The organism is Phycisphaeraceae bacterium, assembly GCA_019636555.1.
In the GTDB taxonomy this organism is placed as follows: domain Bacteria; phylum Planctomycetota; class Phycisphaerae; order Phycisphaerales; family UBA1924; genus JAFEBO01.
This window is the reverse complement of sequence record JAHBXH010000001.1, coordinates 2,731,371-2,744,532: the sequence shown is the minus strand read 5'-3', so window position 1 is coordinate 2,744,532 and position 13,162 is coordinate 2,731,371. Positions and strand designations below refer to the sequence as shown.

Annotated in this window: 14 protein-coding genes; 8 read left to right on the top strand and 6 right to left on the bottom strand. The window is 61.6% G+C overall.

The window, feature by feature from the left end:
• Positions 1 to 143: 143 nt before the first annotated feature.
• From KF691_11770 to KF691_11755, 4 genes are all read left to right on the top strand, one after another.
• Positions 144 to 1,154: an FAD-dependent thymidylate synthase gene (locus KF691_11770; GenBank protein ID MBX3390115.1), complete on the top strand. Its 1,011-nt coding sequence runs from the start codon at positions 144 to 146 to the stop codon at positions 1,152 to 1,154.
• A gap of 306 nt (positions 1,155 to 1,460) precedes the next feature.
• Positions 1,461 to 2,147 carry a PEP-CTERM sorting domain-containing protein gene (locus KF691_11765; GenBank protein ID MBX3390114.1) on the top strand — a complete coding sequence of 229 codons (687 nt, stop codon included), beginning with the start codon at positions 1,461 to 1,463 and terminating at the stop codon, positions 2,145 to 2,147.
• Positions 2,148 to 2,711: 564 nt separating this feature from the next.
• Positions 2,712 to 3,437 (top strand): PEP-CTERM sorting domain-containing protein, encoded by a 726-nt coding sequence (locus tag KF691_11760; protein ID MBX3390113.1) that lies wholly within the window; start codon positions 2,712 to 2,714, stop codon positions 3,435 to 3,437.
• 413 nt (positions 3,438 to 3,850) lie between these two features.
• A complete protein-coding gene (locus KF691_11755; GenBank protein MBX3390112.1) occupies positions 3,851 to 4,579 on the top strand; it encodes a hypothetical protein in 729 nt (242 codons plus the stop codon).
• A gap of 73 nt (positions 4,580 to 4,652) precedes the next feature.
• Here KF691_11755 and KF691_11750 read toward each other — a convergent pair whose 3' ends face one another.
• Positions 4,653 to 5,339, bottom strand: a complete 687-nt coding sequence (locus KF691_11750) for an RluA family pseudouridine synthase (GenBank protein ID MBX3390111.1) — start codon at positions 5,337 to 5,339, stop codon at positions 4,653 to 4,655.
• Positions 5,340 to 5,434: 95 nt separating this feature from the next.
• Between KF691_11750 and KF691_11745 the strand changes: the two genes are divergently transcribed.
• The 4 genes from KF691_11745 to KF691_11730 all read left to right on the top strand — a co-directional run bounded on the left by KF691_11745 (position 5,435) and on the right by KF691_11730 (position 10,308).
• A complete protein-coding gene (locus tag KF691_11745) occupies positions 5,435 to 6,736 on the top strand; it encodes a PD40 domain-containing protein (protein MBX3390110.1) in 1,302 nt (433 codons plus the stop codon).
• A gap of 105 nt (positions 6,737 to 6,841) precedes the next feature.
• Positions 6,842 to 7,789, top strand: coding sequence for a hypothetical protein (locus KF691_11740; protein ID MBX3390109.1), 948 nt, complete (start codon positions 6,842 to 6,844; stop codon positions 7,787 to 7,789).
• 174 nt (positions 7,790 to 7,963) lie between these two features.
• Positions 7,964 to 9,352, top strand: coding sequence for a fumarylacetoacetase (gene fahA / locus KF691_11735; protein ID MBX3390108.1), 1,389 nt, complete (start codon positions 7,964 to 7,966; stop codon positions 9,350 to 9,352).
• A 638-nt stretch (positions 9,353 to 9,990) separates the two neighbouring features.
• Positions 9,991 to 10,308: a multidrug efflux SMR transporter gene (locus tag KF691_11730; GenBank protein ID MBX3390107.1), complete on the top strand. Its 318-nt coding sequence runs from the start codon at positions 9,991 to 9,993 to the stop codon at positions 10,306 to 10,308.
• A 6-nt stretch (positions 10,309 to 10,314) separates the two neighbouring features.
• Here KF691_11730 and KF691_11725 read toward each other — a convergent pair whose 3' ends face one another.
• The 5 genes from KF691_11725 to KF691_11705 all read right to left on the bottom strand — a co-directional run bounded on the left by KF691_11725 (position 10,315) and on the right by KF691_11705 (position 13,139).
• Positions 10,315 to 10,824: an FUSC family protein gene (locus KF691_11725; GenBank protein MBX3390106.1), complete on the bottom strand. Its 510-nt coding sequence runs from the start codon at positions 10,822 to 10,824 to the stop codon at positions 10,315 to 10,317.
• Positions 10,825 to 10,912: 88 nt separating this feature from the next.
• Positions 10,913 to 11,428, bottom strand: coding sequence for a GAF domain-containing protein (locus KF691_11720; protein ID MBX3390105.1), 516 nt, complete (start codon positions 11,426 to 11,428; stop codon positions 10,913 to 10,915).
• 265 nt (positions 11,429 to 11,693) lie between these two features.
• Entirely contained in the window at positions 11,694 to 11,942 is a 249-nt protein-coding gene (gene rpsR / locus KF691_11715) for a 30S ribosomal protein S18 (protein ID MBX3390104.1), read from the bottom strand.
• 124 nt (positions 11,943 to 12,066) lie between these two features.
• Positions 12,067 to 12,603: a DoxX family membrane protein gene (locus KF691_11710; protein ID MBX3390103.1), complete on the bottom strand. Its 537-nt coding sequence runs from the start codon at positions 12,601 to 12,603 to the stop codon at positions 12,067 to 12,069.
• A complete protein-coding gene (locus tag KF691_11705) occupies positions 12,600 to 13,139 on the bottom strand; it encodes a rhodanese-like domain-containing protein (protein MBX3390102.1) in 540 nt (179 codons plus the stop codon). Before KF691_11705 ends, KF691_11710 begins: the two co-directional genes overlap by 4 nt.
• Between the last annotated feature and the right edge of the window lie 23 nt (positions 13,140 to 13,162).

Below are 13,162 nucleotides of genomic sequence, written 5' to 3'. Positions count from 1 at the left end.
CACCGGAGCGGTCACTGAAGAGCGAGGAGCTGGGGACGGCTGTCCTTGCATCTGCGTGTTTCGAAATCGCAACTTCACTCTTCCCACGGTGAGGAGGCATCCTCTGCAATCCCATCGCCCTTTGACTCCGCTATCCTGCCCGCATGGCGGAGCCATCCATGCAGACAACGGATTTCACGCGCGCGTCCGAAGCGCCGAGCCAACTGCCCACGCCCGAGATCAAGCCGCTGAAGCCCGGCTCGGACGGGATCGTCCGCTCGGCACCTGAGACGCCGCTCGTGGACATCATGGGCGGCAGCGCCCGTCAGCAGATCAATGTTCTCGATCACGGTTTCATCGCGCTTGTGGATTGCATGCCGCGGCTGGTCCCGCAGGGGCAGACCGCCGATGCGGCGATCGTGCAGGCCGCTCGCGTTTCGTACGGCCAGGGCACGAAGAAAGTAAACGAGGATCGGGGCCTGATCCGCTATCTGCTGCGACATCGGCACACGACGCCGTTTGAGATGGTGGAACTGAAATTCCACGTGTGCATGCCGATCTTCGTGGCCCGCCAATGGATCCGGCACCGCACTGCGAACGTCAACGAGTATTCCGCCCGGTATTCGATTCTGCCGGATCGCTTTTACACGCCGAACCTGGATCAAGTCCGAAAGCAGAGCAAGGCGAACCGGCAGGGGGGTGAGGAACTGTTTCGCGTCCACGACGATGCGCAGGATCTCAAGACGGCGCAGGAGTTTGTGAACTACCTCGACGAAGTGGAGGGGTTCTACAAGCGGTATCTGGCGTTGACAGAGCAGGGGGTCAGCCGCGAAATGGCTCGGATCGGTTTGCCGGTCAATATGTACACCGAGTGGTACTGGAAGTGCGACCTGCACAACACGCTGAGGTTCCTGGCGCTCCGGATCGATTCGCACGCCCAAGCCGAGATCCGCGTGTTTGCGGAGGCGATGCTCAAATTGATCGAGCCGCTGGTGCCCGGGACGGTCGAAGCCTGGCGGGACTACGAGCTGGGCGGGCTTCATCTGAGCCGGCTCGAGGCGGAGGCCCTTTCCCGAATAGCGGCGGGCGGCAACCCGGAGCTGGCGAGCGACAACTCGCGGGAACGGGCTGAATGGTCCGAGAAACTGGCGAAGCTCGGCTTCGGCAACGGTTAGCCGAGCGAAGGCGGGTGGAATCGTCGCCCTGCAACAGTCATTAGCAATGTTTCAGAAACGGTTGTGGGCGATTCCGGATTCCGAGTCGGGTCCGGACGCAAGTTATTGCGTTTGCAGGCTTTAGTGCCGACATTTTCGCCTGGGAAAAAGGCTCCGTCGGCACCGGGAAAAGCGAAAAAGCCGACTTTTCCGCCAACTTCGCTGGCAACGCGAAAAACACGAGGCAGATTTGAAATACGGCTCTGCACGAGGTGTTCGCGCGGGCCATTGTTTGTCTTCCTTTGAGATTCGCGAGGAGACCGTAAGATGATGAAGAGCATGATTGCTGCTGTTGCTGGTGTGGCTGGCCTCGCTGCCGGCGCGAACGCTGCCTATGGCCTCAAGTTCGAAGTCTGGAATGGCGCCGCTTGGGTTTCCAGCGTGACCGCCACTGCGGGCGACACCGTCAAGTTCCGTTTCGGCGTGTACTTCGACCCGAACTCGGCCCCGACGATCACCACCGCGGACGGCACGGGCACGGCTCAAGCCCTCACCCGCTTCACGGGTTCGAACCAGGCTGTCGGATTCCAGGGCACCGACAACTTCCAGAACATCGTTCGCACGATCTCGAGCGGCAACCCCGCCCTGACGACCGTCGCGGGCGCCACGATCGGCACCTCGGCTGTGACGAGCTTCGGCTCGCAGCTGTTCCTCGCCGATGTTCCCTTCGAGCCGTACAAGGAAATCTATGTCGGCGAAGTGAAGCTCGACGCCGCCGGCCTGAATCACGTGATCACGCTTCAGAACAAGACTTTTGGTTCTGGTTCCACGGCGGGTCTCACGTTCTACAACAGCGCGTCGCCCGTGAACAAGCAGTCCGGCGCTCCGCAGGCCGGTGGTCCGGGCCGTGTTGACATGAATGCAACGATCACCGTTGAAGGCATCCCGGCTCCTGGCTCGCTCGCCCTCCTCGGCCTCGGTGGCCTTGTTGCCGCCCGCCGTCGTCGCGCCTGAGCGATCGGAAATAGTCTGAGAAACCGCGGCGAAGGCCGCAGACTCAGCAAGTCATGAACTCATCGTCCGCTCCGGTCTCACCGCCGGAGCGGATTCTTTTTTGACATCAGCTGAGTGTGTTCGTCGATCCGCGGATTCGGGAGCATGGGGTCATCACCCTATGTATCGGCTGTGGGGCGGAGCGCCGGAAACGAGGAAAGTCCGGGTCGAATGGGCATCGCGAGCCTCAACGCCTTGGTTGAGTTGTGATTGACGGATGCAGACCCAGATTTCGACTGAAATCCGCCCGGTGGGTGGGGCGCGAGAGATTCGATGGCGCGAAAAGGGGGGATTTCATCGGGCAAAACCCGGAGGTGGCGGGTGTTTCATTGGGTACAGACGTTACAGACCACCGAACGGGGCACTATTTCTGGGACGTGCAACCCTACAGACCAGAAAATCTGACAAAAAACGATCAAAACGAACTGAAAGGTCTTGAAGCACCCCCGGACTTCGATGTACATTTCATCGGTCAGGAACGAACCGCCCGTTCCGTGGGATTTTTTTTCAGAGGAGAAGAGAGACATGAAGAATTTCGTTGTGGGCCTCACGGCCATTGCTGGTATCGCTGCCTCGGCTAACGCTGCTTGGGGCTTCAAGTATCAATTCAGCACCGACAACGGCGCGACTTGGTCGTCCAACGCGGCTGTCGATGTGAGCAGCGGCAACAAGGCGGTCAAGTTCCGCGTTGTGGCCTACGCCGATCCGGAAACCCCGGTTCCCGCGTCCGGCGGCACGGGCCCGGCTGTTGCCTATGCCCGTTACACCGGCTCTGAGCGGATGAGCAACTGGGGCTCGGGTGCGAACGGCGATGCGCTCGGTGCGCAGACCCGCGGCGCTCTGACGAGCGGCGGCACGACCTACCTGAGCAGCTCGTTCTCGGCTGGCAACACGATCCTCGGCGGCACGACGGCCACGTCGTTCGCTTCGCAGCTGCTCCTCTCGGGCACCTTGGCGGCTTACTGCCCCTCGTCGGGCGGCACGCCCCAGCTCGAGTGGGTGATCCGCACGGGTGACATGACCGTCGGCCAGGCCGGTGGCACCCGCACGATCGTCTTCAGCAACAACCAGCGCACCCAGAACACGTGGTACCGCGATCTGCTCGTCAACGGCGTGCAGGACGTGAACACCGCGGCTCCGGAAGGCTCGCCGACGGATATCGCCGGCACCCTTCAGGTCGTCCCCGCTCCGGGCTCGCTCGCCCTGATCGGCCTCGGCGGCCTCGTCGCTGCCCGTCGCCGTCGCGCCTGAAAAGGCAAGATTGCACGGTAGAGAGATCCTCAGAAATCTCACGTGAACACCAGCCACGCTCGCCTTTCGGCGGGCGTGGTCTTTTTTCGTCCGATCTCAGTTTGTGTTTGATTTCCCCTGATGACGCCTCGCCGAAATCGCTCGAGAATTCAGGGGAATCCCGTGTGACATGAATGAAATACCGCAGAAAACAGGGGATGAAATCATGAGAGTAAACTCATAGTGAATCAGTTGCGAAGTATGTGACGAAATTGAGAAACCATGTCCGCCCCGTTCCGTAAAAACGGTTGAGCCTCCGTGCTGCCGGCGCTTTTTTCGCGGCGCCAGCAGCCGCGGCGCTCCGCCCTGTTGTTCCGGGCGGGCGCAACGGAGGCGCCCCGATGCCGCGAGAGCGGCGCTTTAGGAGAAGAGAGATGTTGAAAGGCTTTGTCTGCTTTGCCGCCGTTGCGGGTCTCGCGACGGGTGCGCTGGCGCAGTCCGCCCCGTCATACGGGCTGCTGTTTGAAGTCAGCACCGATGGGTCGACTTGGACCCGGAACCTGAACGTGGATGTCAGCACCGGCGCCAAGAGCGTGCTGTTCCGCGTGAGTTCTTTCTTCACCGAGGGCACGCAGGTGACCACGGCCGATGGCACGGGCAACGCTGTCGCGGTGGCTCGATTCACCGGTTCCAATGTCATGACCAACTTCGGCAACGGCTTCAACGGCGACCTGGTCACGGCATATCAGCGAGATCTGCCGAACGGGAACGCGGCGTTTTTGCAGCAGTCTCAGAGCGGCGGCAATCGCATTCTCGGGCAGGCGGGGACGCCCCTCTCATTTGCGAGCCAGTTATTCACCACGCTGCCCGATAACCCGATCTACGTCCAGCAGATCGCTTCGGGCAGCATCGTGATCGGCAACAACACGCTCGCGGCGTTTGTCCGTTCGATCGTCTTTACGAACAACACGTTCGGATCGGGCTCCGCGGCCGGTCTCACGTTCTACAACGCGGCTTCGCCGATCAGCAAGCAGTCGGGCGTTCCTTCGAATGCCGGCTCCCCCGAATTCCTGTTCGCCACGATCGACGTGATCCCGGCACCGAGTGCCGCGGCGCTTCTGGGTTTGGGCGGTCTGGTCGCGGCCCGTCGCCGTCGAGCCTGATTCCTGACCGATTCATTCGCAGTTTTCCGCACCCGCCCTTCTCCTCGGGCGGGTGCGGTGTTTTTGTGAAGTGTCAGAAGGGCGGGGCGGAACGGAATTCCAGGCGCGCGGCGCCTCCGGGCTCAACAAAGCTGAGAAATGCGGCATGAAGCATGAGCCTTGCGTCGGGATGATCGCCGTAGAGCGGATCGCCGAGGATCGGGTGTCCGAGGCCTTTGCTCGCGTGGACGCGGATCTGGTGGGTGCGCCCGGTGATGGGGCGGAATTCGACGCGGGTGCGATCGGTTTCGCGCGCCAGAACACGAAAGTGCGTCTTGGCGGGGCGGCCGTGCGCGTGATCCACGATCTGATACGGTCGATTCTCGACATCGAGTCGCATCGGTAGATCGATGGTGCCTTCGTCGGCGCGCACGAGGCCGGCGACGAGGGCGATGTAGGTCTTTTCGGGCCGGCGCTCTTCGAATTGCAGGGAGAGCTGACGCTGGGAATCGGCATCGAGCGCGACGACCATGAGGCCGGAAGTATCCATGTCGAGTCGGTGAACGATCATCTGGCCCGGTGAGGAGAGCGCCGGCGCGGCGCCGAGTGCGCTGAGCACGCTATGGACGCGTGACACCACGCAATCGGCTTTTTCGGGACCGATGCCGGGGACGGAGAGCACGCCGCTCGGTTTTTCGACCACGACAAAGCGGCTCGTGCGATGGACGAGGTGAATTCCTTTGAGGATTGAATCGAAGGAGTGCACGCGAGTGGTTCGCAAGCGGAAACCGGGTTGATCGATCCCCGGATTCTTGCGTGCGAACAATCGGGAAGAGGGCCGGAGAAAGGCGAGCGAAAGGCACGACGGAGCTCAAGATGCTGACAATTGTCATTCTCGCGGGGACTTTGTTCGGAGCGATGCAGGATGGGGGCACGCCCGCTCCGGCGCAACAGGTGGATTGGCGGAAGGAAGAGTCGCGGCTGCTGGATTCGTGGAAGGAGTTGACCTCCCGTAGCGAGTTCGTGAAGGCGGGCGAGGCGTATTTCAGCCCGAACGGCAAGCGGATCATTTTTCAGGCCGTGCCGATTCCGGAAGCGGGCAAGGAACCGGACCAGCACTATTCGATGTACGTTGCCGACCTCACGCGAAACGCCGGAGGAGAAACGACCGGGCTCTCGAACATCCGGCGCATCAGCCCGAAGGGCAGCGCCAACACCTGCGGCTGGTTTCATCCGAAGCATCCGGATACGGTGCTGTTCGGGTGCACGATCGAGCCGCCCCTTGCGCCGAACAAGCCGGGCTTTCAGGTCGGAACGAACAAGTATGTGTGGTCGTTCCCCGAGAACATGAAGATCGTGACGCTCGATCTGAATTCGCTGAATGAGGGCGAGGAACCAAAGCCGGTGGTGCTTTTCGAGCGGCCGGGATACTGCGCCGAGGCGAGTTGGGACCTGACGGGACGGTTTGTGCTTTATGCGAATGTCGATCCGGCGAAGCAGACAGGCGAGAAGCCCGATGCGGACATCTTCGTCTTCGACACGGTGAACAAAACGCACACGCCGATCGTGGTTGCGCCGGGGTATGACGGTGGACCGTTCTTTGCGCCGGGCGGCAAACGGATCTGCTATCGATCCGATCGCGCGGGTAACGATCTTTTGCAGTTGTACGCCTCGGACTTGCGGTATGAAACCGGCGCGGATGGCGTGCCCGTGCCGACGGGGATCGAGCGCGAGTATCAGTTGACGAGCAACGAGCATGTCAATTGGGGGCCGTTCTGGCATCCGTCGGGCGAGTTTCTTGTGTACGCGACGAGCGAGATGGGGCACCGGAATTACGAAGTGTTCGCGATCCGCGTCGATGAATCGGCGCTCGATGCCGCGGCGGGCGCCGCATCGAATCTCGCGAGCGGAGTTGCAACCGGGGCGCCCGGATTTGAAAAGGGGAAAATGGTTCAGGCGCCAAGCGTCGCGATCCCGGATTTACCGCACGCGCGTGTCACGAATGCATCCGGCGCCGATGTGCTTCCGGTGTTCAGTCCGGACGGCAAAGGGATGATGTGGACGGCGCAGCGGGGCGAAGTGGCAGCGGGCGAGACCAAGCCGTCGAGTCAGATCTGGATCGCGCGATGGCGCGGGGCCGATCCGTTCGCGACGGATTCGGCGAATCCACAAAAATGAGGCGCTCTCGGAACCCGGTTTTTGCCGCTGTGGCGGATTCCAAATACAGATTGCTCCGAGCAACCCGCGCCGGAGAATTGGGCCACCGTTGAGTATCCTGTACCCATGGAGACGCGGAGCATTCGGTCGCTTCTGGGCGGCCTGATCGACTATGCCGGGCTCTTCCCTCCCGCGAAACTGGCGATGCAGCCGGCCGCGGAGGCTTATTTCCGTGCGCTGAGCGGACAGCACGAGTGGATGCTGAGCCGGTTTGTCTGTCCGGCGACGCGGCTTGAGGAGTTGAGTGCCGCGGCGTCGATGCTCATGCCGGGAACAAACGCGACGAGCGGGTATCGGGAGTTTGCCGCGGCGGGCGAACCGTGGCGGATTTCGGCGTTGATTGAGAATGCGGGGGAGATCGATCTGATCGAGCGGTTCAACGAGCGGCACGCGCGGGAGGATCAGGGGCTTGCGGGTGTTGATGTTGTGGAAGTGAAAGTCGAGAGCGCCGAGCGCGTGGATGATGTGCTCGACGTGATACCGGAGGACATCTTTCCGTTCTTTGAACTGCCGCCGGTGGAGAAGTTGCCCGGCGGAGATGCTCGCGGGTTTGTCGCGGCGCTTGCCGGGAATTCGTGCGGGGCGAAGATTCGAACGGGCGGAGTGACCGAGAACGCGTTTCCGACGCCGCGGCAGGTCGCGGAGTTTCTCGTTGCGTGCAGGCAGGCGGAAGTGCCGTTCAAGGCGACGGCGGGCTTGCACCACCCTGTGCGGGGCGAGCACCCGCTGACGTATGAGAAGGGCGCCGCACGATGCACCATGCACGGATTTTTGAACGTGTTTGTCGCCGGGTGCTTTGTGTTCGGTAAGGGGCTGGACACGGCAGGAGCCGAGGAAGTGCTGCGGGAGGGCGAAGTCGGCGCATTTATCTGCACGGATCAGGGTTTGACATGGCGGAATCACGTACTCGATATCACCGAGATCGCGCGGGCAAGAGAGGCGTTCGCGCTGAGCTTCGGGAGCTGCTCGTTTGATGAGCCGGTGGAAGATTTGAAGAAGGCGGGACTGCTTTGAAGAGGGGTTCACCACAGAGGCACAGAGGCGCAGAGATTGGAGATGGTGGATTGCGGATCGTGAGGCGTGGACGTGCTTCGAAAAGCGTTTCGCGGAAACCTGATCTTCCCATTTCCGCCCTTCTCTCTGTGTCTCTGTGCCTCTGTGGTGACGTCTGATTGAGTTGAGAACGCGATGAACAACAAGCCGAATGAAACGCACAATCCTGATCTGAAATCCTGGGTCGAATCCGCGAACGATCCGAACACGGAATTCCCGATTCAGAATCTGCCCTTGTGCGTCTTTGCGGCGACGCACGGAGAGGGTGAGCACCAGCACACGCACGCGCATCAGGGCGTGGCGATCGGGGATCAGATTCTGGATGTGGGGATGCTGGGTGAGGCGGGGTATCTCGAGCGTGAGGGATCTGAAGAACTGCTCGAGGCGTTTGAGCAGGGATACTGGTTCGGGTTTGCGGAATCGCCGCGGCTGATCGGGGAGCTGCGGACGATCCTGCAGAAGTTCCTGAGCGAAGAAGGCGGCGGTCAGGGGATCCGCAGGCTGCGCGACAAGGCGCTGCGGCCGCAGAGCGAGACGAAACTGCTGCCGCCTCTGCCGATTATCAATTACACGGATTTCTACGCGTCGATCCATCACGCGACGACGGTGGGTGCGATGTTCCGGCCCGACAATCCGCTGCTCCCGAATTACAAGCACGTGCCGATCGGGTATCACGGTCGGGCGTCGTCGATCGTCTTGAGCGGTTCGCCGATCAAAAGGCCGAGCGGCCAGCAGTCGCCGGCGGAAGGTCAAACGGAACCCACGTTCGGTCCGTGCAAGATGCTCGATTACGAACTGGAAGTGGGGGCGTACATCGCACGCGGGAATCAATTGGGCGAGCCGGTGCCGATCGGTCTGGCGCACGAGCATCTCTTTGGTCTTTGCCTCGTGAACGACTGGTCGGCGCGGGATATCCAGAAGTGGGAGTATCAGCCCCTCGGGCCGTTCCTTGCGAAGAACTTCGCGACGAGCATCTCGCCGTACATCGTGACGATGGATGCGCTCGCACCGTTCCGGCGCGGCGCGATGGAAAGGCCCGCGGGCGACCCGAAGCCGTTGCCGTACTTGTTCGATGATGAGGATCAGAAGAGCGGCGGCTTCGACATCACGCTCGAGGTGTACTTGCTCTCGGCGCAGATGGCGGAGAAGGGGATGAAGCCCCATCGCCTCAGCCGCGGCAGTTTCCGCGACATGTACTGGACGTTCGGCCAGATGCTCACGCATCACGCGAGCAACGGGTGCAACTTGCTCGCGGGCGACCTGATCGCGAGCGGCACCGTGAGCGGGAAGGAAGCGGACAGCCGGGGGTGCTTGCTGGAGTTGACGTGGGATGGAATGGGTGAAGGCGGGAAGCCCCCCACCCCGAAACCGCGCAAGCCGATTCAGCTGCCGACGGGGGAAACTCGCACGTTTTTGGCGGATGGGGACACGGTGATTTTCAAGGGATTTTGTGAACGCGAGGGGTATCGGAAGATTGGATTTGGGGAGTGCTGGGGGCGGATTGCTGCCGCAAAATCGCCATGAGTGACGGCTTGCTGACACTCGCATGGTTCGGCGGATTGATCGCGGGGAGCGGGACACTCGGGCTCGTTTTTTTCGCGCCCGAAGTGTTTCGTATTCGACCACCGGAATCGGGTTGCATTGCTTGTGGCTACAACATGAATGGTCTTGAGCAAAGCGCCCCATGTCCGGAATGCGGGACCCGTGTCGTGGCGGGAGCCTCAGTTCGACGTCGGCCGAGCAAGTCGGCAATGATCATGGCGTATGTGTTTCCTCTCGTCACAATGTTTGTTGTCGGACTGACTCTTGCGCCGGAAGCCACGAGTTTCGGCGGTGTCGCTTTTTTTCTGTTGTTCCACATTCCCTCGATGTTGGCTTGCGTATTCGTGGCCAGTGCGATAGTTCGCCGAGGGTTGCCGGTGCTTTCAATTGCGTTCGGCGCAACAGCGAGTCTCATGTACTGCGGTTCCTACGTCCTTCTACTGCGATTCGGAATTGACCATAGCGACGCGCAGTCGGCTATCGCGGTGATGTTCCTTCCTTTCTGGGTTGGGCCGGTCCTTGGGTATGCGCTGCTTCTTACCGGGCTCGCATACATTGTCGCGGCTCATTTTTCTCGCGACAGCACGGGTTAATTCGTCGAGGCTGCGGAAAACTTCATTATGCACTGGCTGTACCTCATCATCGCGATCATCTTCGAAGTCGGCTGGGCGATCGCCATGAAGAAGTCCGAAGGGCTCACGAAGCTGCCGTGGACGGCCGCGTTCGGAGTGATGTATCTCCTTTCCGCGGCATTCCTCGCGCTCGCAACGAAGAAGCTCGACATCGGCCTCGCGTACGCGATGTGGGCGGGTGTGGGGATGGCGCTCATCGCGCTGTTCGGAATCGTGTTTCTGAAGGAATCCACGAGCGCGCTGCGGCTCGGATCGCTCGCGCTCGTGCTGGTCGGCGTCGTCGGGTTGAAGCTGAGCTCGCGATAGTTCCGGTCACTTCGCGGCGGGGGGCTTGCGGGGAAAAATCCGATCGTGAATTCCCAGTCGCCGCGTGGCGTGCTCCATGCCGATCTGGACCGACGCGGCGAGCGCACAGCCCGTGATTGTCGCGATGCATCGCTCCATTGCCGAGTGTTCCACGGATGCGTCATCGAACATGAGAATGATGATCACGGCGATGCATGCCGAACGCAGACCGAGATCAAGGCGCAGCAATTCGCAGGTGAGAATGACGAGCGAAAGCGAGAGGATCACTTGCCACCCGCCCATTCCCAGCGTGACGCCGACGATCATCCCGATCATCGCGCCGACGATGTTGGCGAGGATGCGAACGACCGCGGCCCGGAGCGATTCGTTCACCTCGGGCTGGAGCACGATGATCGCGGAAATGATCGCCCACGGGACTCCCGCCGCACCGAGGACGCGATAACCCAGGAGGAGGAGCGCGGTGCAGAGAAGCGCCTGAAGCGCGAAGCCTGCCGCGAGGGTGAGGCTCGTTGCCACGCTGCGATTCTCGCTGAGAAAACGATCCAGCAGGGAGCGAGTGCGAGGTGAGGGGTTGGTGTCGGGCATGCGGCAGATCGCCGGGCGATCAGGCTCGCATGATACGGGGCGGCGTGGAGCGGCCGGTCAGGCCAAAGTGAAGGAGCAGTTGCTGCATTTGTGCCGCATCGTGCTCATCGAACGCGGTGATCGCGAAGCTGTCAACATCCAGCACGCCGAAACTCTCGCCTTTCTCGTCGATCAGCGGCACAACGAGTTCGCTCTGATCGCGCGGGTCGCAGGCGACGTAGTTCGCGCCGAGTGTGCGGACATCATCGACGATGTAGGAAGTGGATTCGAGCATGCCCTTGCCGCAGAGACCGTGCAGGCCGATCGGGGAGCATGCGGGCTTGGGACGGCGGTCGATGAGGATCATCTGGGCGGCATCTTGGTGGTCGCGTTCGTAGAAGCCGATCCAGGAAATCGTCTTGCGCTCCGACGACGGATTCTCATCGCCGAACGCGGACCAGGTGAGGTCGAGGAACGCTCGCATGGAGGTGGCGCGGTCACCGGCGCGGTACGAGCGGGCGGAAGTCAGGAGGCTGGAGTAGTCGCGGAGGGGCATGGGAGAATCGATGTCGGATGCCGGAGATGTCGGGAACCCGAAGTCCCAAGTCAAAAATCTCAGATCTCAGAGTTCGGATCGCAGATCAAAGTATCGAAAACGGTATCGGTGTTGCCGCGACGAAGGCGGGAAGGCGGGGAGGCGGGGAGGCGGGGAGGTGGGGAGGTGCGGTGGGGGCGTTGAGGATGTCGTGCGAGCGGGCGCAAGAAAAAGCCGATCCAATCGGATCGGCCGGTGGCTGACAAATGGAAAGATGATCGCTTACTTACAGCGTCGCGCTGGTGTACGGCAGGAGCGCCATAAAGCGGGCACGCTTGATCGCCTGAGCGAGCAGGCGCTGCTCCTGGGCCGATGTGCCATTGCGCTTGCGAGCGAAGATCTTGCCGTTGGGCGACATGGTGCGGCGCAGGTTCTCGATGTCCTTGTAGTCGATGAAGATATTGCCCTTGGGGGTCGTCTTGGTGATCTTGGGCTTGGGCTGGGGGCCGGCGCTGAACTTGGCGAACTTGCTCATGGAACACTCCGTCGTGGACCTGGTCGTGGACTTCGGCCCGGGGTCTCAGGAGAACGCTCCCGTCCGGGCGACATGATCCACCGGAGGCCTTCAGGGCGCCCGGTAGGGTCAGGATGTTAGGCGTTCAGGCCTTGGAAGGCGAGGCCACGGGAGGAGGTGCGGTCGGCTGGGAGGCCGGTGGATCGAAGCGGATTCGCCTCATCGGGCGGTCAGAATCGAGGAAGCCGCCGCCGAAGACGGCGACGAGCAGCGTTGGGAGCAGGATCAAAGCGTTTTCAGCGACCTTGCAGCCGGTCATCACGTCTTTCGAGCAGAGAAGGGTGAGGTTTCCGAAGCAGCCGCACGAAACGGGAAGCCCGCGTGCCAGCACGGAGATGACGGCGGCAGTGAAGCCGATGAGCAGGAGCGCGAGCAGCGTTGCCGCGGCACGGGTCCAAAGGCCGCAGATGAGCAAAATGCCGCAGATGACTTCGAGCCAGGGGATCACACCGGTCGCGAGGAGGACGAGGTGGTCGGGGAGGATTTTAAAGCTGTGGACTGCGAGAGCGAACTTTTGCGGACCTGAATCGGGCGCGAAGAGTTTCTGGTACGCGGCAAAGAGGAAGAGCGCGGCGACCGCGAACCGGCAGAGCATCAGGAACAGCTTGCTCAGGATGCTCATGGTTTGGTGCTCTCGACCGGGAAGCCGTGCTTCTTCCAATCCGGGAAGCCGGCTTCAAAGATGTAGATCCTGGCGAACCCCGCTTGTTGGAGCAGGATGGCGAGGTTCTTGGAAGCATCGCAATCGCCCCCGTCGCAGTAGATGACGACGGGTTGTGATGCGTCAAGCACTTTCATCGCGTCTGCCGCGGCGGGCGTGCCGAAGTTCTTTGAATTGAGCCAGAAGGCCTGGGCGACGTGCTCTTCTTTGTACGCGCTTTCGATGCGGGCATCGAGGAAGACGACGCCGGAGTCGAACATCTCCTTGGCGCGCATTGCATCGATCATCATCTCATCGGATTCGCTTGGCGCGGTTTCCCTCGGCGAGATCGGTTCTTCAGCGCTCTTGATGGGCGCCGACGTCTCGGTACCTCGTGCCGGAACCGGGATTGCGTTTGGCTTGAGCGAAATGACGGCGGGGCGCAGCCAAGAGTCTGCGGCACCGATCGTGACACCAAGACCGATGATCGCGAAGATGCGACAGAGCAGGGTGATCATCGCGGCGCTCCTTGCCGGCGAAC

Coding starts and splice junctions, on each gene's coding strand:
- KF691_11770 (MBX3390115.1), top strand. CDS start 144: ATGGCGGAGCCATCCATGCAGACAACGGATTTCACGCGCGCGTCCGAA.
- KF691_11755 (MBX3390112.1), top strand. CDS start 3,851: ATGTTGAAAGGCTTTGTCTGCTTTGCCGCCGTTGCGGGTCTCGCGACG.
- KF691_11705 (MBX3390102.1), bottom strand. CDS start 13,139: ATGATCACCCTGCTCTGTCGCATCTTCGCGATCATCGGTCTTGGTGTC.
- KF691_11720 (MBX3390105.1), bottom strand. CDS start 11,428: ATGCCCCTCCGCGACTACTCCAGCCTCCTGACTTCCGCCCGCTCGTAC.
- KF691_11740 (MBX3390109.1), top strand. CDS start 6,842: ATGGAGACGCGGAGCATTCGGTCGCTTCTGGGCGGCCTGATCGACTAT.
- KF691_11730 (MBX3390107.1), top strand. CDS start 9,991: ATGCACTGGCTGTACCTCATCATCGCGATCATCTTCGAAGTCGGCTGG.
- KF691_11745 (MBX3390110.1), top strand. CDS start 5,435: ATGCTGACAATTGTCATTCTCGCGGGGACTTTGTTCGGAGCGATGCAG.
- KF691_11760 (MBX3390113.1), top strand. CDS start 2,712: ATGAAGAATTTCGTTGTGGGCCTCACGGCCATTGCTGGTATCGCTGCC.
- KF691_11710 (MBX3390103.1), bottom strand. CDS start 12,603: ATGAGCATCCTGAGCAAGCTGTTCCTGATGCTCTGCCGGTTCGCGGTC.
- KF691_11765 (MBX3390114.1), top strand. CDS start 1,461: ATGATGAAGAGCATGATTGCTGCTGTTGCTGGTGTGGCTGGCCTCGCT.
- fahA (MBX3390108.1), top strand. CDS start 7,964: ATGAACAACAAGCCGAATGAAACGCACAATCCTGATCTGAAATCCTGG.
- rpsR (MBX3390104.1), bottom strand. CDS start 11,942: ATGAGCAAGTTCGCCAAGTTCAGCGCCGGCCCCCAGCCCAAGCCCAAG.